Source organism: Enterobacter sp. SENG-6, from assembly GCF_001605945.1.
Lineage (GTDB): Bacteria > Pseudomonadota > Gammaproteobacteria > Enterobacterales > Enterobacteriaceae > Enterobacter > Enterobacter cloacae.
This window is the reverse complement of record NZ_LOMM01000007.1, coordinates 49,332-74,748: the sequence shown is the minus strand read 5'-3', so window position 1 is coordinate 74,748 and position 25,417 is coordinate 49,332. Positions and strand designations below refer to the sequence as shown.

Genomic DNA, 25,417 nt, shown 5'->3' with positions numbered 1-25,417 from the left:
GAAGTCAGGGGCCAGCATTAGCTGGCCCATTTTGTCTGAGGGAGTGTTAAAGATGCGCAAAACGTTGCTGGCTGTTGCCTTAATGGCAACCGGATTCACCGCCCATGCGGAGTATAAATGTAGCGTCACCCCGCGTGATGACGTGGTGTTAAGTCCGCAAACCGTTCAGGTTAAAGGTGAGAACGGCAATCTGGTCATCACGCCGCAGGGTGATGTCACGTTCAATGGCAAGCAGTACAACCTGACCGCCGCGCAGCGTGAGCAGGCCAGAGACTACCAGGCCGATTTGCGTACCGCGCTGCCGTGGATTGACGAAGGCGCCCTGACCCGCGTTGAAAAAGGCCGCGTCGCGCTGGACAAGATCATTACCAAAGAGGTAGGTGAGAGCAGCAACATGCGCACCCGCCTGACGAAGCTCGACAAACAGCTGAAAGAGCAGATGAACCGGATTATCGAGCATCGTACCGACGGCCTGACGTTCCACTACAAAGCGATTGATCAGGTGCGTGCTGACGGCCAGCAGCTGGTGAATCAGGCCATGGGCGGCATCCTGCAGGACAGCATTAACGAGATGGGCGCCAAAGCGGTACTGAAAGGCGGCGGTAACCCGTTGCAGGGCGTACTGGGTAGCCTGGGCGGTCTGCAGACCTCGATTCAGAACGAGTGGAAGAATCAGGAAGCCGATTTCCAGCAGTTCGGTAAAGACGTGTGTAAACGCGTGGTGTCGCTGGAAGACAGCAGGAAGGCGCTGGTGGGGACGTTGAAGTAGCCCCTCTGCGCGCAGGGCCCCTCACCCCAGCCCTCTCCCCATGGGAGAGGGTGTAATCGTTCCCTCTCCCTGTGGGAGAGGGTTAGGGTGAGGGCATCAGGCTCTGCAGTCGTTGAAGAATGATATGCAACACTTCCTCTTCGTTAACGCGAAACTCATTATTCCAGAACCGTACGACTTCCCATCCGTTGGTATTTAAAAACTCGGTACGATGCGAGTCATATTCCTCTTTATCCTGATGTTGCCCCCCCATCCAGCTCAACAATTAGCTTTGTCTTAATGCAGGCAAAATCCACGATATACGCACCAATCGGCATCTGACGGCGAAACTTATACCCAAAGAAGCGACGACCTCTGAGTAAATACCAGAGGCGTATCTCTTCGGGTGTCATTTGTTTGCGGAGTTGTTTTGATTTTTCCATCCCCACACTCTGCCAGCCTTTCCCTCAGCTGGCAGAACGGGATGCAAAATCCTGAATCAGCCTTCAGATTCTTCGGCGAGGAACAGCTCAAGAAGGGAGTTTAAGAACAGTTTGCCGTGCTCGGTGATCTGCCAGTATTCCTCACATTCCGTGAGATACCCCTGTGCCAGCGCCTCGTCAATTTGTGGGCGAATCACGGTTTCCGCCAACCCGGTATAAAGGGCAAACTCTTTACGCGGCGCGGCTTCCAGCAGGCGGAAGCGGTTCATAAAGAACTCAAACGGCTTATCCACCGCCTCGACATCGTGCTGACGTTCGAGATAACGACCTTCCATATACCCGCGCGGATGGCGCGTTTTTGCGGTACGCAGGATACGCCCGTCAGGGAACGTCACTTTACCGTGCGCGCCGCAGCCAATGCCCAGATAGTCGCCAAAGCGCCAGTAGTTCAGGTTGTGCTGGCACTGGTAGCCCGGCTTCGCATAGGCCGACGTTTCGTACTGCTGATAGCCTGCGGCGGTCAACAGTTGATGGCCCTGCTCAAAGATATCCCACAGCGCATCGTCATCCGGCAGCACCGGCGGACGAGAGCCAAACAGCGTATTGGGCTCGATGGTCAGCTGATACCACGAAAGATGCGGCGGGTTCAGGGCAATCGCCTGACGCAAATCGTCCAGCGCCTCTTCCAGCGACTGATCCGGCAGGCCGTGCATCAGGTCGAGGTTAAAACTGCGCAGACCCAGCCCAGTAGCCAGCTTTGCCGCCCGCTTCGCCTCTTCCGGGCCGTGAATACGCCCCAGTCGTTTTAACTTCGGTTCGCTAAAGCTTTGCACGCCGATGGAAATCCGGTTCACGCCCGCCCGCTGATACTCGACAAAACGGTCGGCCTCAACGGTACCGGGGTTGGCTTCCATCGTAATTTCAGCATCCGCTGCCAGATTCAGGCGCGCACGCACGCCGTCCAGCAGCGTCTGCATCGCCGGGCCTGACAGCAGGCTCGGCGTACCGCCACCAATAAAAATGGTCTTCACTTCACGTCCCTGTGCGTAAGGTACATCGGCATCCAGGTCGGCCAGCAGATGCGCAACGTAATCATCGTGCGGCACTTCACCTTTCAGCGCATGCGAGTTGAAATCGCAGTACGGACATTTCTGCACGCACCAGGGGATATGAATATAAAGACTCAGAGGCGGCAAATTAGCCATTACGCAGGGCTTCCAGTAACAGTTTCAGGGCGCGTCCTCGGTGGGAAATCGCGCTTTTCTCTTCGCGGGTCAGTTCCGCGGCGGTTTTGCCCTCAGTCGGGACAAAGAAAATCGGATCGTAGCCAAAGCCGCCGTTACCGGCGGCTTCACGGGTAATCACCCCCGGCCAGCTGCCGTGGCAGACGACAGGTGTGGGGTCTTCAGCGTGACGCATATAGACCAGCACGCAGTGGAACTGCGCGGTACGCTGTTCGTCTGGCACATCCTTCAGGGCGACAAGCAGCTTTTCCAGATTCTGCTGGTCGGTGGCGTCCACGCCTGAATAGCGGGCAGAGTAAATGCCCGGAGCACCGCCCAGAAAATCAACCGCCAGACCGGAATCATCGGCAATCGCGGGCAGGCCGGTGACCTGTGCGGCATGGCGTGCTTTCAGGATCGCGTTTTCGATAAACGTCAGGCCGGTCTCTTCGGCGGACTCCACGCCAAGCTCGGTCTGCGCCACCACATCCAGCCCAAAATCATTTAATAGCGAGGCCAGCTCGCGCACTTTACCGGCGTTGCCGGTAGCGAGAACAACTTTCTGCATCGTTTTATCCTGTTAAATCAGAGCCGCGACTTCCGTCGGGATGGATTGCGGATTAAGGATTTTTACCTGTTTATGCCGCCCAAGTTCACCCTTTTCTATGATGACCTGGCTTTTAGCAACGCGAAACTGTTTTGCCAGATATTTGGTCAGATGCGCATTTGCCTGGCCATCTACCGGTGGGGCGGTGATGGCGACTTTTAACTCGTCGCCATGCAGTCCAACAATATTGTCACGGCTGGCTTTCGGCTGAATATACAGCCGTAAAACCAGCCCATCAGTGCAGGTGCTTACTGCACTCATAGCGCCATCCACAGCCCCGGCAGCAGCATATCGCCCGTGGACTGTAACAGCTCGGCAATGCCCATATTAACGACATACAGCAGCAGAACCAGGATCATCGGGGAAAAGTCGATGCCGCCCATTGACGGGAGCAGGTTGCGGATAGGGCGCAGCAGCGGTTCCGCCAGCTGAATCAGTGCATATTCCACCGGGCTGCGGCCCTGGCTGACCCAACTCATGATGGCCATGACCAGCAGCACCCAGAAGATCAGCAGACCGATGGTTTTAATCAGGATCAGGACGGCAGCAATCCAGATGATCGGCTGGAAGGTGATGACCATAAACAGCACAATCGCTTTGATAACGCTCAGAATAAACGCTACCAGCAGAGATGCGCTGTCAATGGGGCCCATCGCCGGAATAATACGGCGCAGCGGCCCCACAACAGGTTGGGTGATTTTCACGACAAACTGCGAGAACGGGTTATAAAAATCACAGCGGGCCCACTGCATCCAGACGCGCAGCAAAAGCGCCATCGTATACAGCTCAATGACCGTTGAGAGCAGGAAAGTCAACGTCTTCATGGCGTTCCTCAGGTTTCCTTATTATTGGGTGTAGTCGCGCGCACCGAATATTGCCGTGCCGATGCGCACCATAGTGCTGCCTGCCGCGATGGCGGCTTCCATATCATCCGACATGCCCAGAGAAAGCGTGTCTACCGTTTCGTAGCGCGCTTTAAGCGCCCCAAATGCTACAGCCATTTGCTGTGCCACGGCAAACTGCCTTTCATAACTTGACTCAGGCGCCGGGATTGCCATCAAACCGCGCAGGGTTAAGCGCGGCAGCGCGGCCACTTCAGCCGCCAGCGCATCCAGCTCGCTCAGCGCAATGCCGGACTTGCTGTTTTCATCACTGATGTTGATTTGAATCAGCACGTTAAGCGCGGGCATCTCCGCCGGGCGCTGATCGTTCAGACGTGTGGCAATGCGCAGACGGTCGATGGTATGGCACCAGTCAAAGTGCTCTGCCACCAGACGGCTTTTATTCGACTGCAGTGGGCCAATAAAGTGCCATTGCAGGCCGGTATTCCCCTGCTCCTGGAAGTAGCGAATTTTATCCACGCCTTCCTGCACGTAGTTTTCACCAAATGCACGCTGGCCTGCATCAATCGCTTCTGCGATGGCGCTCGCAGGCTTGGTTTTGCTCACTGCAAGTAACGTAATTTCTTCTGAAGCACGGCCGCAACGTGTTGCTGCGGCTGAGATTTTGTCCCGGACCTGTGCCAGGTTATGCGCAATGTTGTTCATTTTCCGAGGAGTAATGTATGGATGTGGAAGAAATTGTGGCCCTTAGTGTAAAGCATAATGTCTCCGATCTACACCTGTGCAGTGATTCGCCACCGCGCTGGCGCAGAGTAGGCCGCCTTGAACCGGCTCCCTTTCCCTCTCCCGATGTGGATGCGTTACTGAAAACGTGGCTCAACGATGAGCAGCAGGGGGCATGGTGGGCAAGCGGGCAGGTGGATTTTGCCGTGACCCTTACGGGAAACCAGCGCCTGCGCGCAAGCGCCTTTAAACAGATGAAGGGCAACTCCATCACGCTACGCCTGTTGCCCCGGGCCTGTCCGCAGCTCTCCGCTTTGGGTGTTCCCCGGGCTATCCCGGAACTCTTATCCCACGACAGTGGGCTGATACTGGTGACGGGGGCAACCGGCAGCGGCAAATCTACCACCCTTGCGGCATTGGTGGATTTTCTTAATCACCAGACGGATGGGCATATTCTGACGCTGGAAGATCCGGTGGAGTTTGTCTATCAGAGTGAACGTTGCCTGATTCAGCAGCGAGAGATTGGCCTGCACAGTCTCTCATTTGCCGAGGCGCTGCGCGCTGCGTTGCGTGAAGATCCGGATGTCATCCTGCTGGGAGAACTGCGCGACAGCGAAACGATCCGCCTGGCGCTGACGGCCGCTGAAACCGGGCATCTGGTGCTGGCGACGCTGCACACGCGCGGTGCCTCTCAGGCGATTGAACGGCTGGTCGATACGTTCCCGGCGCAGGAGAAAGACCCGGTGCGTAATCAGCTGGCCGGCAGCCTGCGGGCGGTGCTGGCGCAAAGACTGCTTCCCGACCTGCAGGGTGGGCGCGTCGCGCTGTATGAGCTGCTGGTGAATACGCCAGCGGCAGCGAACCTTATCCGCGAAGGTAAAACGTGGCAGTTGCCCGGGATTATTCAAACCGGTCAGCAGGCGGGGATGCAGAACTTTGACCAGAGCCTGGCAGAGCGACGGGCGCAGGGGCGGTTGTAAGCCCCGGCGCTCAGTAACCCTGTTCGAAATAGCTTTCGAGGATAATGACGGCAGAAGCCGAATCGACGCTGCCTTTGTTGAGTGCGCGGAAACCCCCGTGCTCAAACAGGCCGGCACGCGCTTCGACGGTACTCAATCGTTCGTCGTGGAGTTTCACGGAAACGCCAAAGCGACCGTGGATTTTATTGGCAAACTTACGCGCGCGGGCGGTAAGCGGCTGTTCAGTGCCATCCATGTTCAGCGGCAGACCGACAATCACATCGTCTGGCTGCCACTCTTTGAGCAGACGCTCAATGAGGTTCCAGTCCGGTGTGCCGTCGTTCGCCTTAAGGGCCGTGAGCGGGCGAGCGGTGCCGGTGATACGCTGGCCGACGGCGACGCCAATGCTTTTCGTGCCAAAGTCGAAGGCCAGAAGTGTGCCGCTCATTACGCGTGCCCCGCTACGCCTGGCATGGTCAGAATATCAATGCCAATCAGTTTCGCCGCATCACGCCAGCGATCGGCGATAGGGGTTTTAAACAGGATATTCATATCCGCAGGTGCGGTGAGCCAGGCGTTATCCAGGATCTCCTGTTCAAGCTGACCCTTCTCCCAGGAGGCGTAACCCAGTGCCACCAGCACTTCGGAAGGCTGCTCTGCGGTGCCCAGCGTTTCCAGCACATCGCGGGAGGTGGTGATTACCGTGTTGTCAGAGATACGAATACTGGAAGAGAAAATGGGCGGCGTATGCAGGATAAAACCGCGATCCTCTGCAAGGGGGCCACCCAGCATTACCGGTTTATCAAGACGGATTTCCGGCAGGCGCGCTTCAGCTGTAATTTTCAGCTTTTCCAGAATCCCTTCAACCTGCAGGTTTTCCAGCGGTTTGTTGATGATAATGCCCATCGCGCCGTCTTCATTGTATTCACAAATATAAACCACGGAGCGGCGGAAAATCGGGTCCTGGAGAGCAGGCATGGCAATAAGAAAGTGATGCTGTAAATTCATTGTCAGAGGTACTGTTTCCTGGTTTAAAAAGCGACAGCCCCAGTATGCGGACAAACCGGGGTGCTGTCACTAATAGTATTGGTAAGTTATTTCTGGAGACGTTTTTCGATGGCGTCCATCAGCATTCCGGTGATCGAGACCGGGAATTCCGCTTCAATTTCACGAATGCAGGTCGGGCTGGTAACGTTCACTTCGGTCAGACGATCGCCAATGATATCCAGGCCAACAAAGATCAGGCCTTTGGCTTTCAGCGTTGGGCCGACGCGGCGGGCAATTTCCCAGTCGCTTTCGGTTAACGGACGCGGTTCACCACGGCCACCGGCCGCCAGATTGCCACGGGTTTCGCCCCCCTGCGGGATACGTGCCAGGCAGTAAGGCACGGGTTCACCATCCACGATCAGGACGCGTTTATCGCCATCTTTAATCGCGGGCAGATAGTTCTGTGCCATGCAGTAACGCGTACCCAGTTCGGTCAGCGTTTCGGCAATCACGCCGATATTCGGGTCGCCTTCTTTTACGCGGAAAATAGACGCACCGCCCATGCCGTCCAGCGGCTTCATGATGATATCACCGTGCTTCTGCCAGAATGCCTTAAGCTGTGTTTTGCTGCGGGTCACCAGCGTTTCCGGCGTCAGATCGGAGAACCAGGCGGTATAGAGCTTCTCGTTGCAGTCGCGCAGGCTCTGCGGTTTATTGACGATAAGCGTCCCTTTTTCTTCTGCGCGCTCAAGGATATAGGTGCAGTAGATGTATTCGGTGTCGAACGGAGGATCTTTACGCATCAGGATGACGTTGAGATCGGCGAGCGCAATATCCTGCTCGCTGCCGAATTCGTACCATTTGTCGTAATTCTGCTCGACGTTAACGATGCGGGTGCGTGCGCGGGCTTCACCGTTGATCAGATAAAGATCGTTCATCTCCATATAGTGGAGCTCATAGCCGCGACGCTGCGCTTCCAGCAGCATGGCGAAGCTGGAATCTTTCTTGATGTTAATGTTTGCGATGGGGTCCATCACGATGCCGAGCTTGATCATGTTCTTCTCCGTTAATGGGTCAACCCAGATCGCCAAACCGCACCTGTAGCGCGGTGATGGCTGTGAGTGCCGTTGTCTCAGTGCGCAGAACGCGAGGTCCCAACAGAATATCAGTAAACTGGTAACGCGCCGTCATGGCAATTTCATCTGCCGACAGGCCGCCTTCCGGGCCAATCAGCAGGCGTACACGCTCAACGGGCAGCGGCAACGTATTGATGCTGGCGCTGGCGCGCGGATGGAGATTAAGCTTGAGCCCGCTCTCCTCTTCTGCACACCAGTCTTCCAGGTCCATCGCCGGGCGGATCTCCGGAATACGGTTGCGGCCACTCTGTTCGCAGGCAGCAATGGCAATTTTCTGCCACTGCTGGATCTTCTTGTTCAGACGTTCCGCGTCCAGTTTAACGCCGCAGCGCTCAGAAAAAAGTGGCGTAATGAGGCTTACACCCAGTTCAATGGATTTCTGAATGGTGAACTCCATCTTTTCCCCGCGCGACATCACCTGGCCCAGATGAATGTGCAGCGGCGATTCACGGTCATCGATTTCGCCGCGCAGCACATTGACGTGCACGCTTTTTTTATCCGCCCGCGTAATTTCCGCGTCGAAAACCTGGTTGGAGCCGTCAAACAGCTGAATCGCCTGGCCTGCCCCCATGCGCAGCACGCGGCCAACGTGGTTGGCGGCATCGTCAGACAGGGCGATTTCGCGGCCAGCGGTAATCAGTTCAGGGTGATAGATGCGAGGAATACGCATAGTCAAAAATTCCATGTGTCATGCTGTGTAAGCGAATTGCCGCTAGTGTAGGTTAGCTCTTTTGCGCCTGGCAAGCCCGCTGGACGTAAGGGTTATGATTCCCCTGGACCCTGGCGATGCGTTCGTCGCGCTGACATTCCCACTCGGTGACCGGGTATTGTTTATTCCAGGCGTTAAACAGTTGGGTTTGCTGGCGGGAAAGGTTGAGGTTGTAACGATCGCGCATATAGAAGTACGTGCGGGCAATGCTGCCGCGTGCCCGGGCGGGTGGCTCAGCGACTTTCTCTTTAAAATCAACCTTCATACCGCACTGGCCATACTGACCTTCGCCACCGTTCCACTGGCTGTACATAAAGTTGCCGCGATCGCCATTGACTTCGCCAACCGCCGGCTGCAGGTTGTGCATATCGCTTTCCATCTGACGATAGACCGGATCTTTGGCGCAGTTTTTACGTCCGCCATCCTGCCAGCACTGGCGCTGATGACCAAACTGCCATGCCGGAACCACATGTTCCCACTCGATGCGGCTGGCGCGGTTTTCGTTTTTACGCACCTTATAGCCGCAGGATTCAAGGTCAACGATCCCTTTTTTACCCTGCCAGTTAATTTTGCAGCCACAGTAGAAATCGCCCGGCACGTCGGCGTTGACCTTCACGCCTGCCGCTTTGGCCTGGGAAAAACTGTTGATACCGTCGGCCAGAGCCTGGCCGGAGAAGGCCGTTGTCAAAAAGGCAACCGCGAGAGAGAAATTACGGGACATCTTACACTCCGTGTCAAAACGAGCCCGCAACGTAGCGAAAGTTGTTCCGGTATGCAATCAGCCAGATCAGGAAAGTTCCTGAAAGTTCAGTTGGTTATTCTGCGACCAGTGGCTCGCCGCACTTCACGCAGCGGTAGGTTGCCTCGCCGCGTACCACACGATTATGGCGACGAACGGTGAGCTGATGCTGCTGGCACTGGCAGCGGTAGGGGAAGGTATTACGGCGTACCGATTCCAGTTCAAACTGGTGAGTCCGGCGTGCCGGAACGCCGAGCACCGCCTCCATCATCCATTTCCACTCTTTGCCGTGCGGAGCCACGCGGCCGAAGTGTTTCCATACCAGAAGGTGTGCCAGTTCGTGCGGTACCACCTCCTCGATAAACGCCTGCTGGTTTTCCATCATCAGAACCGGGTTCAGGCGGATCTCATAGGATTCCAGCCAGGCGGTACCCGCCGCGGTTCCTCGCTGCTGGTAGACGAGTTTCGGCTCCGGATAATTACGGCCGAGCTTCAGGTTGGCCTGGGCGAGTTTTTCCCGCAGGCTGCGCATAACGGCTTGCTGAATGGCGATGGGGAGACGGGGTGCTTTCATAGGGGCAGAGCATAAAGCGCGAAGCGGGGAGGCGCAAGAGGCGCCTCCCGCAAGAGGATTAGTCGTGTGCGCCGATTTCGCGCAGCGGACGACCTTTCATCAGATTACGTTCAATGTGTTCCAGTGAAACGTGTTTGGTTTCAGGAACCAGCCAGACGGTGAGAACAATAAAGAACAGGTTCAGACCGGCGTAGACCCAGAAGGTGTTCGCATTACCCAGCGTGTTGAGCATGGTGAGGAACGTGGCACCGACGATCATGTTGGCAATCCAGTTGGTCGCGGTAGAGCAGGTGATACCGAAATCACGCCCTTTCAGCGGCTGGATTTCAGAGCACAGAACCCAAATCAGCGGACCGGCACTCATTGCAAACCCGACGATAAACATCAGCAGCATACCTACCGCCAGGTACTGCGCGGTTGGAGAGTGAATGCCCATGTGCATCATGGTACCGAGAATCCCCATACCGGCGGCCATCACCAGGAAGCCCAGGGTCAGCGTTGGCTTACGTCCCCAGCGGTCGACCAGACCGATCGCGATGAAGGTCGCCAGCACGTTGGTCAGCCCCACGATCACGGTGCCCCACATCTGCTCGGTGGTATTGGTATAACCCGCCAGTTCAAAGATTTTTGGCGCGTAATACATGATGACGTTCATCCCGGTGAACTGCTGCATTACCTGTAACAGCACGCCAAGGAACACCGCGCGGCGGAAGTTGCTGTTCTCTTTGAACAGCGCCCAGCCAGACTGTTTCACCTTCAGGCTTTCGCGGATCTCTTCCAGCTCGTTCTTCGCCTCTGCGCTGGTATCTCGCAGGCGCAAAAGTACCCGTTCAGCATCGTGGAAGCGGCGTTTGGCGGCAAACCAGCGCGGGCTGTCCGGCAGGAAGAAGACGCCAATCAGCAGCAGAACGGCTGGAATGATGATCACGCCCAGCATCCAGCGCCATGCGCCGCTGTAGCTGAACGCGGTATCGGACAGGTAAGCGCCCAAAATACCGATGGTGATCATCAGCTGGTACATCGAAATCATACTGCCGCGGATTTTCTCCGGCGCGATTTCTGACAGGTAAAGCGGCGCGGTATAAGACGCGACGCCCACGGCCAGCCCCAACAGCACGCGGGAAAGAATAAGCACTTCAACGTTAGGAGCGGCGGCAGAGAAGAGGGAACCGGCGACGAAGAGGATCGCGCCAATCATCAGGCTCTTTTTACGTCCCAGTTTGAAAGAGAGCCAGCCGCTGCCGACGGCCCCGACGGCCGCGCCAAACATCATGGAGCTGACCACCCATTCCTGGGTATGTGCGTTAATCTGGAATTCGTCTGCGATGAAGGGAAGAGCGCCGGCAATCACGCCGATATCCAGGCCAAAGAGTAATCCTGCCAGGGCGGCAAGGAAGCAGACGAAGAAAGTCATCGCCTTGTTGGACGTACGCCCCTGTTTATTATTGTCAGGCATTATGCCCTCCAGTTGGGTTATCAGTTTTATCGATGTTAAGGGTAGGTGAGCGACCCGTAAAAATATGTGAGACAAATCACAATGGTGTAATCGGTTACACTAAGCTGCAACCGTAAAAATAATTAAAGCTTTGAAAATATAGAGGTAAATTAATTGATGTGCATCGCGTTTGTTTGAATTTCAGACTTAACTGAAAGGAAATGTAACAGCAGAAGAAAGGCGATCATGCAAAGAGAATATTCTGAAAGCGGGGTATAGAAAGTGAGGTGTAAGCGGTTCCAAACATTGCCGCCACCCGCCATAAAAAAGGCCAGCACAAAGGCTGGCCTGTTTAAGCAGCGGGTAGTCGATTACTTCAAACCGGCAGCTTCACGCAGCAGAGCGGCTTTGTCGGTTTTTTCCCATGGGAAATGTTCGCGACCAAAGTGACCGTATGCAGCGGTTTCTTTGTAGATTGGGTGCAGCAGATCCAGCATCTGAATCAGGCCGTATGGACGCAGGTCGAAGAACTCGCGCACCAGCAGGGTCAGCTGTTCTGAAGGCACTTTTTCAGTACCGAAGGTTTCAACCATGATGGAGGTTGGCTCTGCCACGCCGATGGCGTAGGAAACCTGGATCTCACAGCGGTCAGCCAGGCCTGCAGCAACGATGTTTTTCGCCACATAGCGTGCAGCGTAAGCAGCAGAACGGTCCACTTTTGATGGATCTTTACCGGAGAATGCACCGCCACCGTGACGCGCCATGCCGCCGTAGGTATCAACGATGATTTTACGACCGGTCAGACCGCAGTCACCCATTGGGCCACCAATCACAAAGCGTCCGGTTGGGTTGATGAAGTATTTAGTTGCGCTGCTCAGCCATTCGGTTGGCAGAACAGGCTTGATAATCTCTTCCATCACTGCTTCCTGCAGGGATTTCTGATCGATATCTTCGGCATGCTGGGTAGACAGAACCACCGCGTCAATGCCGACGATTTTGCCGTCGTCGTACTGGAAGGTCACCTGGCTTTTTGCATCCGGGCGCAGCCATGGCAGGGTGCCGTTTTTACGCACTTCAGCCTGGCGCTGCACCAGACGGTGCGCGTAAGTCACCGGTGCTGGCATCAGCACGTCGGTTTCGTTGGTTGCATAGCCGAACATCAGGCCCTGGTCGCCCGCGCCCTGTTCCAGCGGATCGGCACGGTCAACGCCCTGGTTGATGTCTGGAGACTGTTTACCAATTGCGCTCAGAACCGCGCAGGAATTGGCATCAAAGCCCATATCAGAATGTACATAACCGATCTCACGTACCGTGTTACGGGTGATCTCTTCGATATCAACCCATGCGCTGGTGGTGATCTCACCGCCAACCAGAACCATGCCGGTTTTGACATAGGTTTCACACGCTACGCGCGCTTTCGGATCCTGAGTCAGGATCGCATCCAGCACCGCATCGGAGATTTGGTCAGCAATTTTATCAGGATGTCCTTCTGATACGGACTCGGACGTAAACAGGTGTTTTGCCATGTTTTATTTCACCTAAGAGGAATTTGGTTAGCTCAAGCTGCTGTGTGGAATAGCCAAAGGAGATAATTCTACCAAGGCCGCAGGTTTTTTGACACTGGCAGTATGAGTGTTAATCAGTATAGATGGATTAACATCTGGATGGCTATTTTAGGTCACTTCTTCGCCCGATTTCCAGTTTTTTTTGACAACGCTCTCACTGAGTTGAATTCATTACTGGAAATTTTTCCTGACGCTCCTGGCAACCCGCGTATTTATCTTTTGCTTTTTACCCCTGTTCTCGGTATAAAACGCGGCGCGCGGCTCATACCAAAAAAGCGCTCGATGAACTCATCGTGTCGCCACTTCCAGCCGGGTTAAGCAGTGAACTTTTAGCTTTGGCTTGTGGTCCGTTTCAGCAGAGGCGGCCGTGGAGGTGATACGAGATAATGAACCATCGTTTTCCGCTAATTCAGCGCAGCCGTTCTGGCGCGCATTTGATTCCCGCAACCCGCACTTCTAGTCTGCAAACCTGCCGATGTTATACCCATCTCGGCGCTTCTCAGGATTCCAGAGCCGGTCACGCTTTGTGAAAACTGAACAAGGGCGCTCTTGTTAATACAAGAGTTTTCTCGTGGTTTCGCCGAACCTTGTCATACAGAGTTCGGATACGTGTTTTACAATGATATGAATAAGAAACCGGTCGCACGGTCTGGATTTCAGCATACTCTGCTGGGAAACGGAGCCGTTTATGGGTTGTTATCGCCGTATAACGCTGCGATAGTAGTCAACTGTTTTACACTTAATACAAAGAGTTGAGGTTCGCTATGTCTGACGACATGTCTTCTTTTTCGCCTTCGTCAGCGGGCGAACAGGGTGTACTACGTTCCATGCAGGAGGTTGCGATGAGCTCCCAGGAAGCCAGCAAGATGCTGCGCACTTACAATATTGCCTGGTGGGGCAATAACTACTACGACGTCAACGAGCTGGGCCACATCAGCGTCTGCCCGGACCCGGACGTCCCTGAAGCGCGCGTGGATCTCGCCAAACTGGTGAAAGCACGTGAGGCGCAGGGCCAGCGTTTGCCTGCACTGTTCTGCTTCCCGCAGATCCTGCAACACCGTCTGCGTTCTATTAACGCCGCGTTCAAGCGTGCGCGTGAATCTTACGGTTACAAAGGCGACTACTTCCTGGTTTACCCCATCAAGGTGAACCAGCACCGCCGCGTCATTGAATCCCTGATCCACTCCGGCGAACCGCTGGGCCTGGAAGCGGGTTCAAAAGCAGAGCTGATGGCCGTACTGGCGCATGCGGGCATGACCCGTTCAGTGATCGTCTGTAACGGCTATAAAGACCGTGAATACATTCGTCTGGCGCTGATTGGCGAGAAGATGGGCCATAAGGTCTATCTGGTTATCGAGAAGATGACAGAAATCGCTATCGTGCTGGAAGAAGCCGAGCGCCTGAACGTGGTGCCACGTCTTGGCGTGCGTGCGCGTCTGGCCTCGCAGGGTTCCGGTAAATGGCAGTCCTCCGGCGGTGAAAAATCTAAATTCGGTCTGGCGGCAAACCAGGTACTGCAGCTGGTGGAAATTCTGCGCGAGCGCGGTCGTCTGGACAGCATTCAGCTGCTGCACTTCCACCTCGGTTCGCAGATGGCCAACATTCGTGATATCGCTACCGGCGTGCGTGAGTCAGCGCGTTTCTACGTTGAGCTGCACAAGCTCGGCGTCAATATTCAGTGCTTTGACGTGGGTGGCGGCCTGGGCGTGGACTATGAAGGTACCCGCTCGCAGTCCGACTGCTCCGTGAACTACGGCCTGAACGAATACGCGAACAACATTATCTGGGCGATTGGCGATGCCTGTGAAGAGCACGGCCTGCCGCACCCGACGGTGATCACCGAGTCTGGCCGCGCGGTGACCGCGCACCATACGGTGCTGGTCTCGAACATCATCGGCGTTGAGCGCAGCGAAATCACCGAAGCGACGCCTCCGCAAGACGATGCCCCGCGTTCGCTGCAAAGCATGTGGGAAACCTGGCAGGAGATGCACGAGCCGGGCACGCGCCGTTCACTGCGCGAATGGCTGCACGACAGCCAGATGGACCTGCATGATATTCACGTCGGCTACTCTTCAGGCACCTTTAGCCTGCAGGAGCGCGCGTGGGCCGAGCAGCTTTATCTGAACATGTGCCATGAAGTGCAGAAACAGCTGGACCCGAGCAACCGTGCGCACCGTCCGATTATCGACGAATTGCAGGAACGTATGGCGGACAAGATTTACGTCAACTTCTCGCTGTTCCAGTCGATGCCGGATGCCTGGGGTATCGATCAGCTGTTCCCGGTTCTGCCGCTGGAAGGGCTGAATCACGCCCCGGAACGTCGTGCGGTGCTGCTGGACATCACCTGTGACTCCGACGGTGCCATCGACCACTATGTTGACGGCGACGGTATCGCAACGACCATGCCAATGCCGGAATACGACCCGGAGAACCCGCCAATGCTGGGCTTCTTTATGGTCGGCGCGTATCAGGAGATCCTTGGCAACATGCATAACCTGTTCGGTGATACCGAAGCGGTTGACGTGTTTGTCTTCCCTGACGGCAGCGTGGAAGTGGAGCTGTCTGACGAAGGTGACACCGTGGCGGACATGCTGGAATACGTGCAGCTGGATCCGAAAACCCTGCTGACGCAATTCCGCGATCAGGTGAAAAACACCGGTCTGGATGACGCGCTGCAGCAGCAGTTCCTGGAAGAGTTTGAAGCGGGTCTGTACGGGTACACCTACCTGGAAGACGAATAAGGCAAACCTCCCTCTCCCTGTGGGAGAGGGTTAGGGTGAGGGGCAAAGACCGCACAATGCCCTATACTCACTTGAACCCGTATGAATTAACGGCGATAATTCGCCCCAATAAGCGATTTACGAATCAATCCCTTCCTCGTCGGGTTTAACGACGCGGAGGGGATTTTTTTTCATCTGTTTTTAACGCATCGACTTTAAAAGAGGTCAGGACATGAGCACTTTAGGTCATCAGTACGACAACTCTCTGGTATCTAACGCGTTTGGTTTTTTACGCCTTCCGATGAACTTCCAGCCGTACGACAGCGATGCTGACTGGGTGATCACCGGCGTGCCGTTTGATGTGGCCACATCAGGCCGTGCGGGCGGTCGTCACGGCCCGGCGGCGATCCGTCAGGTTTCCACCAACCTGGCCTGGGAGCATAACCGCTTCCCGTGGAACTTCGACATGCGCGAACGCCTGAACGTGGTGGACTGCGGTGACCTGGTGTACGCCTTCGGTGACGCGCGTGAAATGAGCGAAAAGCTGCAGGCCCACGCCGAGAAACTGCTGGCTGCCGGTAAACGCATGCTCTCCTTCGGTGGCGACCACTTCGTGACCCTGCCGCTGCTGCGCGCCCACGCGAAACACTTCGGTAAAATGGCGCTGGTGCACTTCGATGCGCATACCGACACCTACGCGAACGGCTGCGAGTTCGACCACGGCACCATGTTCTACACCGCGCCGAATGAAGGTCTGATCGATCCTAACCACTCCGTGCAGATCGGTATCCGTACCGAGTTTGACAAAGACAACGGCTTCACCGTACTGGACGCCTGTCAGGTGAACGATCGCGGTGTGGATGACATCATCGCGCAGGTTAAGCAGATCGTCGGTGATATGCCGGTGTACCTGACCTTCGACATCGACTGTCTGGATCCGGCGTTTGCGCCGGGCACCGGTACGCCGGTGATCGGCGGGCTGACCTCAGACCGCGCCATCAAACTGGTGCGCGGCCTGAAGGATCTGAACATTGTCGGGATGGACGTGGTGGAAGTGGCGCCTGCCTATGACCAGTCCGAGATCACCGCGCTGGCCGCGGCGACCCTGGCACTGGAAATGCTCTATATCCAGGCTGCGAAAAAAGGCGAATAAGCCTTACGCGCTGATTGCTGCTGCGCGACGCATGCGCAGCAGCAACATTCCCCCCGCCAGCAGAGTGATAATCTGCGACACCACCAGCACGGAAAAGCCAGAGCTGACCGACCCCACCGATCTCATCACCATCCCCATCAGCAGTGGAATAAAGGCGGCACAAATATTGCCGATCCCATTAATGATGCCGTACGCGCTTCCCACCGCCTCCCGCGGGGCGTGATGTTGGATCACCGCCGGAATGGCCGCGCCCTGAAGTCCCCAGAAGACGTTAGCCGACAGCATAAACAGCGCCAGCCAGGCAGGCTGATGGCTGAGCATCAGCGCGATCACGGACAATGCCGTCAGCGCCCCGCCCGCGACAAACAGCAGCGGTGCCTGTTCCGGCCGCATTTTATCGAGCAGTACCCCGCCAAGGAATTTTGAGCCCAGGCTCAACAGGAAGGGGATGGCCGCGAGCATGCCCGTGGCGTGCAGCGAGAAGTGATGTTCGTCGCGTAGCCACGCCGGGAGCCAGGCGCTGCTCCCCCAGAGATAGCTCAGCGTGGCGATTTCAACCAGCAGGATCCAGCCCAACAGCGGGGTTTGCCACGCAAGCATCACTGTCTCTGCAAGCCCCCGTTTGTGCATTTTTACTGTACCGCGCGGTGCCGGCAGGAAACGCCAGATCAGGCCGCCACCGAGCACCAGGTTGATTGCCGCCAGCGCATAAAACGATCCGGCCCAGCCCAGATGGGCCATCAGCCAGGTCACCAGCGGAAAGCCCACAGCCAGACCGAGCGAGACGCCCAGTGCGGTCACGGCGTTGGGTTTGCCAACCTCTTCCGCACGAAAGTTATCGCTGATAAAGCGGGTTTTCAGTGAAAAGAGCGGTCCCTCAGCGATCCCCAGAATCACACGGGCGATGAGCATTCCCATTAGCGATCCGAGTAAGGGAGAAATGGCGCAGACCAGAGCCCAAATCGCAATGCTGCTTAATAATCCATGTCGATAATGCAGTTTGCTTTCGATAACCGGTGTTAATAATAAAGCCGATAATCCATAACCCAGAAGAAAGCAGGTCATTAACATTCCTTGTAACATTCTGTTTTCATTTAACTGAAAATGTTCGGCAAATTCCGGGTTTAAAATCATCACCGAGATATTTACCCGGTCAATGTAGGAAATAATAATGAGAAATAACAGTGCAATTGTGCCTTGCCATCTTGCCGTCATATTGCCCGCCTTATGCGTTCTCGCATTTATATTTTTATCAATGTGATTGTCACGGATGTAAAATGGTTCACCAGTGAAACTTGTTGTTTTTAAAGATGTATTTTTAAATGTGTTTCACAGGTGAAACACGGTGCTTTTTCAGTTGTTTATTTTTAAGGAACAAAAAGAAAAGAAGTCAATATTTTTTATTTGCGCTTTGAGTTCATCACTAAAACGTATTCATTCACGCCTTAATAATGAAAATTTCATATCGCTGCATTTTTTCGTGATCCCTTGCACACTTAGCTTATTAATTGTCGATTGATTAACAAATTCGTCACATTGATGCTTGACGAAACATTCATCGCTTTTATATTGACCGTATTAAATAAGAAACAGAGTTTCATATATGAAACAAAAGCCTGGAGGATCGTGATGAGCTGGATAGGCGTATGTGACGCAGAACAAGTACAGGAAGATTTCCCTTTTAGCGGCAACGTTGAAGGTAAAGAGATCGGCGTTTATTTAATCGACGGCGAATATTACGCGCTGGAAGACGTATGCCCGCACGCCTATGCGCTGCTGAGTCAGGGCTTTGTCGAGGACGGCAAAGTGGAATGCCCGCTGCACGAGGCGGTGTTCGACGTCAAAACCGGCCAGTGCCTGCACGGCCCCGGCGGCCGAAACCTCAACCGCTACCCGGTTCGGGTATTTGAAAACCAAATCCAGATTACTTTTGTCGAGGAGACCGTGGCATGAGCGACATCCTGAACTTCAACCCGGCGCTGCCTGAAAGCCGCCAGTTTACGCCCCCGGCAGAGGGCGGGAACGGTGCCATTCATAAACCGGGTGAGTATCAGAACCTGATCTGGCAGACCCGCAGCCGGGTGCCGGAAAACTGGGAAATGAGCCTTATCGCCACGCTGGAAGATCTCTTTGAGCAGGGCGTTGAAACCTTGCCGGAGCTGGTCAACGGGCTGAACGCGGTGCGCATGCATGACCAGCAGGGCGAGCCGTGGAGCGACGCCAGCTTCCAGGCATTCTTACAGGTTAACGGCTACTGAGGACGACGCGATGACAACTACCGTACAAAACTATCTCGATAAAGGTCTGCGTGGCCTCTGGTATCCGGTGCTGGCGAGCTGGGAAGTGCAGTCTGCGCCCGTGGGCATTACTCGTCTGGGCGAACAGATTGTGGTCTGGCGCAATAAAGATGGTCAGGTGCAGGCGCTGGAAGACCGCTGTCCGCACCGCGGCGCGCGTCTGTCGATGGGCTGGAACCTTGGCGACCGCATCGCCTGCTGGTATCACGGCGTGGAAGTGGCGGGAAACGGTGAAGTGAAAGACGTGCCCGCCGTGGACAAATGTCCGCTGGTCGGCCAGCAGTGCGTGCGCAGCTATCAGGTGCAGGAGGCGCACGGTGCCATCTTCCTGTGGTTTGGCGTCACCGCCGATCAGCAGCCGGACGAGCTGACCTTCCCGGATGAACTCGCCGACACGGAACATTTCAGCAACTTCCTCTGCACCGCAGCCTGGAAATGTAACTACCAGTACGCGCTGGAAAACGTGATGGATCCAATGCACGGTACGTATCTCCACTCCTCCTCGCACTCGATGGCGGAAGGGGATCGCAAGGCCGACATGGTCCTGCAGCCGACGAAGACCGGCTTTATCTTCGAGAAAAAAGGGCAGAGCGGCGTCAACTTCGACTGGGTGGAGCTGGGCAATAGTGGCACCTGCTGGATGCGACTCTCCATTCCCTATAAGAAGCGTTTCGGACCGGGTGGCCACTTCTTCATCGTTGGCATGGTGGTGCCGGAAGATAACGACAACTGCCGCGTCTTCTTCTGGCGTATCCGCCGCGTACAGGGCTGGCAGCGCGATATGTGGCGATTCATGTACCGTAACCGCCTGGAAAAACTGCACTGGGAGGTGCTGGAGCAGGACCGCGTGGTGCTGGAAAGCCTGGCGCCAAACGTCCGCGACCATGAATACCTGTACCAGCACGATGTCGGCCTCTCGCGCCTGCGCCGCATGATGCAAAAGGCCGCTAAAGAGCAACTGGCGATGCGTGAAGCGCAGCAGGGAGCGGCCTGATGAATGCGCTGCTGAGCGGAAAACGCATTGTGGTGACCGGCGCCGCGCGCGGGCTGGGCTATCACTTCGCCAGCGCCTGCGCGGAGCAGGGCGCCGCGGTGGTGATGTGCGACATTCTTGAAGGCGAGCTGGCCGAAAGCGCACACGCTCTGCGGGCACAGGGTTTTACGATCGAATCGCACGTTATCGATCTCGCCGATCCGGCCTCCATTGAGCAGGTGTTCAATGCGATTGGCGAGCAGGGGCAGATTGACGGGCTGGTAAATAACGCGGCGATGGCGACCGGCGTGGGCGGCAAAAACATGCTCGATTACGACCCGGATCTGTGGGACCGGGTAATGCGCGTCAACGTCAAAGGCACCTGGCTGGTGACGCGCGCCGCCGTGCCGCTGCTGCGCGATGGCGCAGGGATCGTGAACGTGGCGTCCGACACAGCACTTTGGGGTGCGCCGCGCCTGATGGCCTACGTGGCCAGCAAAGGGGCCGTGATTGCCATGACCCGCTCAATGGCGCGCGAGCTTGGTGAAAAGCGTATTCGAATCAACGCCATCGCGCCGGGGCTGACCCGCGTCGAGGCAACGGAATATGTTCCCGCCGAACGACACCAACTCTACGAAAACGGCCGGGCGTTAACGGGGGCACAGCAGCCGGAAGATGTCACCGGCAGCGTGGTCTGGCTGTTAAGCGATCTGTCGCGGTTTATCACCGGGCAGCTGATCCCGGTCAACGGCGGTTTTGTCTTTAACTAAGGTAGGGCGATGATGGCAAACGATCAGGAAGTGAAGTATCTGGTACCGGGGCTGGAGCGTGGCCTGCAGCTGCTGTTAGCCTTTGGCGAGCAGCATCGCGAACTGACCTTTGCCGAGCTGCACCGGCTGGTGGATATGCCGAAGGCCACCGCCTACCGCGTGGTGCAGACCCTGGAGTATATGGGCTTTCTGGAGCGCAACACCCGTACCAATACCTTCTCGCTCGGCATGAACGTGCTGCGTCTGGGCTTTGAGTACATCGCCTCGCTGGATGTGGCGCAGGTGGGTCAGCCGGTGATTGAACAGCTGCGCGACGTGAGTCAGTGCAGCAGCCATCTGGCGATCCGCGACGGGCGCGACATCATCTACATCGCCCGCGTCAGCGCCGCCGGATCACGCATCAACCAGGTCAGCATTGGTACCCGTTTGCCGGTGCACTGCACCTCGCTTGGCCGCATGCTGTTGACCGATATTTCCCGCGCCGATTTCGAACAGCTGTTCCCGCAGGAGCGCCTGCCGGGCAACACGCCGGGTCAGCTTCACGATCGTGAAGCCCTGTGGCAGATGGTGCAGCAGGATAAAGCCCGCGGATACGTGATCGGTGAATCCTTCTTCCGCCACGGTATCTCCTCCATCGTTTATCCGGTGTTTGACCGAAGCCATCGCGTGGCGGCGGTAGTGAGCATTCTGGTGCCGTCGGAAGAGATCCCACAAGCCGACCGCGAGCGACTGCAAAACGAGGTTCGTCTGGCGGCGGACAAAATTTCTGGCTTCTTAGGGTATTTATCACAGGCCAGTTAAATCAGTGAGTTAACGTCAGGCGCTTTGCTGCGTCGGGCATGTTTTACGCCCAATTTGGGCCAGATGAGGCAACGAACGATGAGTGTAACCGGAATTGAAAAGCTGGAATTTGGCGTTGAAGACCTGACGCACTGCGCCAAATTTATGCGTGATTTTGGCCTGACGGGCGATGCCAGCGGCCAGCGTTTTACCACCCTGAGCGGCGCGCGCGTGGAACTTAACCCGATCGACAGCCCCGACCTGCCCCCGGCGTTTGAAGCGGGCAACACCCTGCGCCGCATGACATGGGCGGTTGCCGCACAGTCAGATCTGGATGCGCTGCGCCCGAAGCTTGCGCAGCAGCCCGGCTTTCGCGAAGTGGGTGATGCCCTGGAGTGTCTTGACCCGAACGGCATGACGCTGCGTGTGCAGGTCAGCCAGCAGACCGAGGTGGAACTGAATGTTGAGCCGATCAACCAGTGGGGCGACGCTCGCCGTATCGACACCCCCAGCCCGGTTTACGATCGCGCCCAGCCCATTAACGTGGGGCACGTGGTGTTCTTCGTGGAGGAGCTCGCGGCGGTGGAGACATTTTACCGCGAGGTGCTCGGCTTCCAGGTCTCTGACCGCTACATCAACCGCGCCGTGTTTCTGCGCTGCGGCGTGCGCGGGGGTCATCACAACCTGTTCCTGCTGCAGCTGCCGAACCGCAAGCGCGGCCTGAACCACGTGGCCTTTACCGTGCGCGATATTCACGAAGTGATCGGCGGCGGGATTGCGATGAACAAAAACGCCTGGAGCACGTTTATCGGACCCGGCCGCCATCCGGTGTCGTCAGCCTACTTCTGGTACGTCAACAGCCCGACCGGCGGGGCGTTCGAGTATTACACCAATGACGACTACCTGACGGAAAACTGGCAGCCGCGCGAGCTGGAGCATTCGCTGGTCTCCTTTACCGAGTGGGCGGTGGAAGGCGGGATCGATCACGACACGCGCCGCCAGCAGAAAAAACCGGAGGCGGTATGACGTCGCGCATTGTCATTATTGGTGGCGGTCAGGCGGGAGGCTGGGCGGCGAAAACCCTGCGCGACGAGGGCTTTGACGGTGAGATCTGCGTGGTGGCGGAAGAGGCGTGGGATTTCTATGAACGTCCGCCGCTGTCGAAGGCGGCTCTGCTGGAGACGGACGCGACGCTTCCGCGACTCTTTACTGAAGAGGCTCAGCAGGCGCTGAATCTGACCTGGTACCGTCCGCTGCGCGCGGAGCAGATTGACCGCAACGCAAAAACGGTGCGTTTAAGCAACGGCGAACATCTTAGTTACAACATACTTTTAATTGCCACCGGAGGGCGGGCGCGCTTGCCGGGCGAGGCATGGTCTGTGCATCCGCAGGTCTACACCCTCCGCCACTGGCAGGACGCGCAGCGCCTGAAACGTCGGCTTGCGGAAAGTCAAAAGCTGGCGATTGTGGGCGGCGGCTGGATAGGCCTGGAGATTGCCGCTTCTGCGCGCAAAAGCGGCGTCGCGGTCACCCTGTTCGAGCAGCAGCCTGCGCTGTGCATGCGCTCGGTGAGCGGCGAGGTATCGCAGCGCTTAGAGACCATTCACCGTGAGCAGGGCGTGGAGATCCGAACTGGCTGCGGCGCGCTGGAGCTGGAGGACGATAACGGCCTGCCGGTCATTCACTGTGACGGCAAACGTGAAACCTTTGATGCGGTGGTTGTAGGGATCGGCGTCGATCTCAATCTGGAGCTGGCCCGCGACGCGGGGCTGCAAACCGAACGCGGGATCGTGGTGGATGCGCAGGGCCGCACGTCGGATCCGTCCATCTTCGCTGCCGGGGATGTGGCACAGCATCATCATTACGGCCTGTGTATTCAGTCCTGGGCCTTCGCCCAGAATCAGGCGGTGGCGGCGGCAAAAGCGATGCTTAACCCCGATGCCGCAGGCTATGACGACGCGCCGTGGCTGTGGTCGGATCAATACCAGCACAACATTCAGATCCTCGGCATTCCGCAGCCGGGCAGCCGCACCATAGTGCGTGAAGACGCGCTGTACTTCTCGCTGGACGAAAACGGGCGTCTGACGCAACTGGTGGCGTTCAACGATGCGCGCACCGTCAAGCTGGCGAAGCGCTGGATGGCGGCCGGGCGGGATTTATCAGACGTGCCGCTCGCCGACCCAACTTTTTCACTGATGTCATTGCGATAGCTAACCCGCACCCGTAGGGGGAGACATGACCACATTAGAGACCAACACCGCGCCCGTTGAGGCGAGCGGTGAGGGGACCCGCACGCCTGAAAAAGCGGTGCGCTGGGCCATCCCGCTGTCGCTGCTGGCCTGCGTGCTGCTGGCGTTTTTCGACAAAATCAGCATTGCCGCACTGTTTTCTGACGGCCACTTCCAGCAGGCGATGGGCATCGATTTTGACACCACGCGCCTCGGCATTCTGATGAGCGCCTTCCTGTTGAGCTACGGCTTTTCATCGGTCTTTCTCAGTGGGCTGGGGGACAAAATCGCCCCGCTGCGCCTGCTCACCGGGATGATGGTGGTGTGGTGCGTGCTGATGGTGGCGATGGGCTTTACCCATAACTACACGCTGATGATCGTGCTGCGCATTCTGCTGGGCGTGGCGGAGGGGCCACTGTTCCCGCTGGCCTTCGCCATTGTGCGCCACAACTTCCCACAGCATCTGCAGGCGCGCGCCACCATGCTGTGGCTGCTGGGCACGCCGGTAGGGGCGGCGATTGGCTTCCCGCTCTCACTCTGGCTGCTGAACACCTTCGGCTGGCAGAGCACCTTCTTCGTGATGGCGATGCTGACCGTACCGGTGCTGATCTTCGTGCGCGTCGGTCTGCGCGGGATCCGTCTGGAGGCGAAGAGTGGTACGTCACAGACCTCCCGGGACGAACGGCGTGCCGCACGGCGCGAGCTGTTTGTCAGCCCGCACTTCTGGATCATCTGCATCTTTAACATCGCTTTCCTGACCTACCTGTGGGGCATTAACGGCTGGCTGCCGGGCTACCTGATCAAGGGGAAGGGCATTCACCTGGAACATGCGGGCTGGCTGTCGTCGATGCCATTCATCGCCATGCTGGCGGGGGAAGTGATTGGCGCATGGCTCTCTGACCGGGTCGATAAGCGCGCAGCGGCCTGCTTCATCTCCATGGCGGGGGCCGCTGTCGGGCTCACGGCCGTAATGCACCTCGATACCCCGCTGACCATCATCGCGGCGATGAGCTTCAGCACCTTCATGTGGGGCACCGGTGCACCCAACATTTTCGCCCTGCTGGCAAAGGCCACCCATCCACGGGTGAGCGCCACGGCGGGCGGCATTTTCAACGGGCTGGGAAACTTTGCGGGCGCGCTGTCGCCAGCGGTGATGGGCGCGCTTATCGCCTTCACCCACAGCATGGATTCCGGGCTGATTTTTCTGGCGGTGATGGCGGCGGTGGGCTGCGTCCTGTTACTGCCGCTGCTGAGACGTTACTGAGGAGAGTGTCATGACTGATTCAACCGTAACCAACCCATCTGGTATCAAACCTGACCACCTGACGATGGAAGAGTGGATCGAGTCCCGTATTGCGCGCTTTGAGGGCCGCAAATACGACTGGAACGCGCTGAAGTTCCAGGCCGATTTTGACCCGAAATACCGCCGCGCGCAGATGCGCTATATCGGCACCGGTGCTACCGGCGTGGCGAGCGACACCAATACCGTACAGGCGGAGCATTTTACCTTTTCCACCATGGTACTGCCGTCGAAGTGCGAAGGGCCGCTGCACCTGCACGACGATGTGGAAGAGGTGTTCTTCATGCTCAAAGGGCAGATCACGCTGATGATCCAGGACGGCGATAACTACACCGAAACCGTGCTGCGCGAGCGTGACCTGATCTCCGTTCCGCCGGGGATCTATCGCGGGCTGTTTAACCACGGCGAAGAAGAGGCGCTGATGTGCGTCATGCTGGGCACCAACAAGCCGGAAATTCCGACCTACCCGGCGGACCATCCGCTCTCGAAAGTGAAGCGGAACTAAG

Annotated in this window: 31 protein-coding genes; 15 read left to right on the top strand and 16 right to left on the bottom strand. The window is 56.8% G+C overall.

Going from position 1 to position 25,417, the window contains the following annotated elements:
* Positions 1 to 52: 52 nt before the first annotated feature.
* Entirely contained in the window at positions 53 to 769 is a 717-nt protein-coding gene (locus AX755_RS04720; protein ID WP_014833228.1) for a DUF2884 domain-containing protein, read from the top strand.
* A gap of 82 nt (positions 770 to 851) precedes the next feature.
* On the opposite strand, the gene AX755_RS26030 is transcribed toward AX755_RS04720, so the two are convergent.
* From AX755_RS26030 to AX755_RS04690, 7 genes are read right to left on the bottom strand one after another with little or no spacing between them, the layout of a single operon-like run.
* Positions 852 to 1,022 carry a DUF559 domain-containing protein gene (locus tag AX755_RS26030; RefSeq protein WP_373371647.1) on the bottom strand — a complete coding sequence of 57 codons (171 nt, stop codon included), beginning with the start codon at positions 1,020 to 1,022 and terminating at the stop codon, positions 852 to 854.
* Positions 1,000 to 1,191 carry an endonuclease domain-containing protein gene (locus AX755_RS26025; protein WP_373371646.1) on the bottom strand — a complete coding sequence of 64 codons (192 nt, stop codon included), beginning with the start codon at positions 1,189 to 1,191 and terminating at the stop codon, positions 1,000 to 1,002. The genes AX755_RS26030 and AX755_RS26025 overlap by 23 nt, the downstream gene beginning before the upstream one ends.
* A 56-nt stretch (positions 1,192 to 1,247) precedes the next feature.
* Positions 1,248 to 2,396 (bottom strand): radical SAM family heme chaperone HemW, encoded by a 1,149-nt coding sequence (gene hemW / locus AX755_RS04710; protein ID WP_062856372.1) that lies wholly within the window; start codon positions 2,394 to 2,396, stop codon positions 1,248 to 1,250.
* Positions 2,389 to 2,982 carry an XTP/dITP diphosphatase gene (locus AX755_RS04705; RefSeq protein WP_013098669.1) on the bottom strand — a complete coding sequence of 198 codons (594 nt, stop codon included), beginning with the start codon at positions 2,980 to 2,982 and terminating at the stop codon, positions 2,389 to 2,391. The genes hemW and AX755_RS04705 overlap by 8 nt, the downstream gene beginning before the upstream one ends.
* 12 nt (positions 2,983 to 2,994) lie before the next feature.
* Positions 2,995 to 3,282 (bottom strand): DUF167 family protein YggU, encoded by a 288-nt coding sequence (gene yggU / locus AX755_RS04700; protein WP_020687057.1) that lies wholly within the window; start codon positions 3,280 to 3,282, stop codon positions 2,995 to 2,997.
* Positions 3,279 to 3,845, bottom strand: a complete 567-nt coding sequence (locus AX755_RS04695) for a YggT family protein (protein WP_013098667.1) — start codon at positions 3,843 to 3,845, stop codon at positions 3,279 to 3,281. Before AX755_RS04695 ends, yggU begins: the two co-directional genes overlap by 4 nt.
* 21 nt (positions 3,846 to 3,866) lie before the next feature.
* Complete coding sequence (locus AX755_RS04690) at positions 3,867 to 4,568, bottom strand: YggS family pyridoxal phosphate-dependent enzyme (protein WP_023620785.1); 702 nt, start codon at positions 4,566 to 4,568, stop codon at positions 3,867 to 3,869.
* 17 nt (positions 4,569 to 4,585) lie between these two features.
* Here AX755_RS04690 and AX755_RS04685 point away from each other — a divergent pair, with 17 nt between their 5' ends.
* Positions 4,586 to 5,566 carry a type IV pilus twitching motility protein PilT gene (locus tag AX755_RS04685; protein ID WP_062856371.1) on the top strand — a complete coding sequence of 327 codons (981 nt, stop codon included), beginning with the start codon at positions 4,586 to 4,588 and terminating at the stop codon, positions 5,564 to 5,566.
* Positions 5,567 to 5,576: 10 nt separating this feature from the next.
* Here AX755_RS04685 and ruvX read toward each other — a convergent pair whose 3' ends face one another.
* From ruvX to metK, 8 genes are all read right to left on the bottom strand, one after another.
* Positions 5,577 to 5,993, bottom strand: coding sequence for a Holliday junction resolvase RuvX (ruvX, locus tag AX755_RS04680; protein WP_006811925.1), 417 nt, complete (start codon positions 5,991 to 5,993; stop codon positions 5,577 to 5,579).
* Positions 5,993 to 6,553, bottom strand: a complete 561-nt coding sequence (locus tag AX755_RS04675; RefSeq protein ID WP_013098664.1) for a YqgE/AlgH family protein — start codon at positions 6,551 to 6,553, stop codon at positions 5,993 to 5,995. Before AX755_RS04675 ends, ruvX begins: the two co-directional genes overlap by 1 nt.
* Positions 6,554 to 6,639: 86 nt before the next feature.
* The gene (gshB, locus tag AX755_RS04670; protein WP_023620782.1) at positions 6,640 to 7,587 is read right to left on the bottom strand and encodes a glutathione synthase; all 948 of its coding nucleotides are present in this window, start codon (positions 7,585 to 7,587) and stop codon (positions 6,640 to 6,642) included.
* A 19-nt stretch (positions 7,588 to 7,606) separates the two neighbouring features.
* Complete coding sequence (gene rsmE / locus AX755_RS04665; RefSeq protein WP_013098662.1) at positions 7,607 to 8,338, bottom strand: 16S rRNA (uracil(1498)-N(3))-methyltransferase; 732 nt, start codon at positions 8,336 to 8,338, stop codon at positions 7,607 to 7,609.
* Between the two features lie 52 nt (positions 8,339 to 8,390).
* A complete protein-coding gene (gene endA, locus AX755_RS04660; protein WP_062856370.1) occupies positions 8,391 to 9,098 on the bottom strand; it encodes a deoxyribonuclease I in 708 nt (235 codons plus the stop codon).
* Between the two features lie 94 nt (positions 9,099 to 9,192).
* The gene (locus tag AX755_RS04655; protein ID WP_003860035.1) at positions 9,193 to 9,690 is read right to left on the bottom strand and encodes a SprT family zinc-dependent metalloprotease; all 498 of its coding nucleotides are present in this window, start codon (positions 9,688 to 9,690) and stop codon (positions 9,193 to 9,195) included.
* 58 nt (positions 9,691 to 9,748) lie between these two features.
* On the bottom strand, positions 9,749 to 11,146 hold the full coding sequence (gene galP, locus AX755_RS04650) for a galactose/proton symporter (RefSeq protein WP_020687062.1): 1,398 nt from the start codon (positions 11,144 to 11,146) through the stop codon (positions 9,749 to 9,751).
* A 350-nt stretch (positions 11,147 to 11,496) separates the two neighbouring features.
* Positions 11,497 to 12,651 (bottom strand): methionine adenosyltransferase, encoded by a 1,155-nt coding sequence (gene metK, locus AX755_RS04645; protein ID WP_013098658.1) that lies wholly within the window; start codon positions 12,649 to 12,651, stop codon positions 11,497 to 11,499.
* Positions 12,652 to 13,076: 425 nt separating this feature from the next.
* Between metK and AX755_RS26020 the strand changes: the two genes are divergently transcribed.
* The 4 genes from AX755_RS26020 (at position 13,077) to speB (ending at position 16,563) form a co-directional block, all read left to right on the top strand.
* The gene (locus AX755_RS26020; protein ID WP_419763060.1) at positions 13,077 to 13,220 is read left to right on the top strand and encodes a hypothetical protein; all 144 of its coding nucleotides are present in this window, start codon (positions 13,077 to 13,079) and stop codon (positions 13,218 to 13,220) included.
* A gap of 94 nt (positions 13,221 to 13,314) precedes the next feature.
* Positions 13,315 to 13,446, top strand: a complete 132-nt coding sequence (yqgB, locus tag AX755_RS24285) for an acid stress response protein YqgB (RefSeq protein ID WP_127312443.1) — start codon at positions 13,315 to 13,317, stop codon at positions 13,444 to 13,446.
* An 8-nt stretch (positions 13,447 to 13,454) separates the two neighbouring features.
* Positions 13,455 to 15,431: a biosynthetic arginine decarboxylase gene (gene speA / locus AX755_RS04635; RefSeq protein ID WP_014833212.1), complete on the top strand. Its 1,977-nt coding sequence runs from the start codon at positions 13,455 to 13,457 to the stop codon at positions 15,429 to 15,431.
* Positions 15,432 to 15,642: 211 nt separating this feature from the next.
* Complete coding sequence (gene speB, locus AX755_RS04630; protein WP_062856369.1) at positions 15,643 to 16,563, top strand: agmatinase; 921 nt, start codon at positions 15,643 to 15,645, stop codon at positions 16,561 to 16,563.
* A 3-nt stretch (positions 16,564 to 16,566) separates the two neighbouring features.
* Here the strand turns inward: speB and AX755_RS04625 are convergent, their stop codons facing one another.
* The gene (locus AX755_RS04625) at positions 16,567 to 17,778 is read right to left on the bottom strand and encodes an MFS transporter (protein WP_062856368.1); all 1,212 of its coding nucleotides are present in this window, start codon (positions 17,776 to 17,778) and stop codon (positions 16,567 to 16,569) included.
* Between the two features lie 414 nt (positions 17,779 to 18,192).
* Here AX755_RS04625 and AX755_RS04620 point away from each other — a divergent pair, with 414 nt between their 5' ends.
* The 9 genes from AX755_RS04620 (at position 18,193) to AX755_RS04580 (ending at position 25,416) form a co-directional block, all read left to right on the top strand.
* A complete protein-coding gene (locus AX755_RS04620; protein ID WP_013098654.1) occupies positions 18,193 to 18,516 on the top strand; it encodes a Rieske (2Fe-2S) protein in 324 nt (107 codons plus the stop codon).
* The gene (locus AX755_RS04615) at positions 18,513 to 18,821 is read left to right on the top strand and encodes a recombinase-like helix-turn-helix domain-containing protein (protein WP_020687064.1); all 309 of its coding nucleotides are present in this window, start codon (positions 18,513 to 18,515) and stop codon (positions 18,819 to 18,821) included. The genes AX755_RS04620 and AX755_RS04615 overlap by 4 nt, the downstream gene beginning before the upstream one ends.
* A gap of 10 nt (positions 18,822 to 18,831) precedes the next feature.
* Positions 18,832 to 19,854: an aromatic ring-hydroxylating oxygenase subunit alpha gene (locus AX755_RS04610; protein WP_062856367.1), complete on the top strand. Its 1,023-nt coding sequence runs from the start codon at positions 18,832 to 18,834 to the stop codon at positions 19,852 to 19,854.
* The gene (locus tag AX755_RS04605) at positions 19,854 to 20,603 is read left to right on the top strand and encodes an SDR family oxidoreductase (protein WP_013098651.1); all 750 of its coding nucleotides are present in this window, start codon (positions 19,854 to 19,856) and stop codon (positions 20,601 to 20,603) included. The genes AX755_RS04610 and AX755_RS04605 overlap by 1 nt, the downstream gene beginning before the upstream one ends.
* A gap of 12 nt (positions 20,604 to 20,615) precedes the next feature.
* Positions 20,616 to 21,404, top strand: a complete 789-nt coding sequence (locus AX755_RS04600) for an IclR family transcriptional regulator (protein ID WP_028028063.1) — start codon at positions 20,616 to 20,618, stop codon at positions 21,402 to 21,404.
* A gap of 78 nt (positions 21,405 to 21,482) precedes the next feature.
* Positions 21,483 to 22,409 (top strand): VOC family protein, encoded by a 927-nt coding sequence (locus AX755_RS04595; protein WP_020687066.1) that lies wholly within the window; start codon positions 21,483 to 21,485, stop codon positions 22,407 to 22,409.
* Complete coding sequence (locus AX755_RS04590) at positions 22,406 to 23,593, top strand: NAD(P)/FAD-dependent oxidoreductase (protein ID WP_062856366.1); 1,188 nt, start codon at positions 22,406 to 22,408, stop codon at positions 23,591 to 23,593. The genes AX755_RS04595 and AX755_RS04590 overlap by 4 nt, the downstream gene beginning before the upstream one ends.
* A gap of 25 nt (positions 23,594 to 23,618) precedes the next feature.
* Entirely contained in the window at positions 23,619 to 24,875 is a 1,257-nt protein-coding gene (locus tag AX755_RS04585) for an MFS transporter (RefSeq protein WP_014833205.1), read from the top strand.
* A 10-nt stretch (positions 24,876 to 24,885) separates the two neighbouring features.
* On the top strand, positions 24,886 to 25,416 hold the full coding sequence (locus AX755_RS04580; RefSeq protein WP_058660750.1) for a cupin domain-containing protein: 531 nt from the start codon (positions 24,886 to 24,888) through the stop codon (positions 25,414 to 25,416).
* Position 25,417 lies beyond the last annotated feature (1 nt).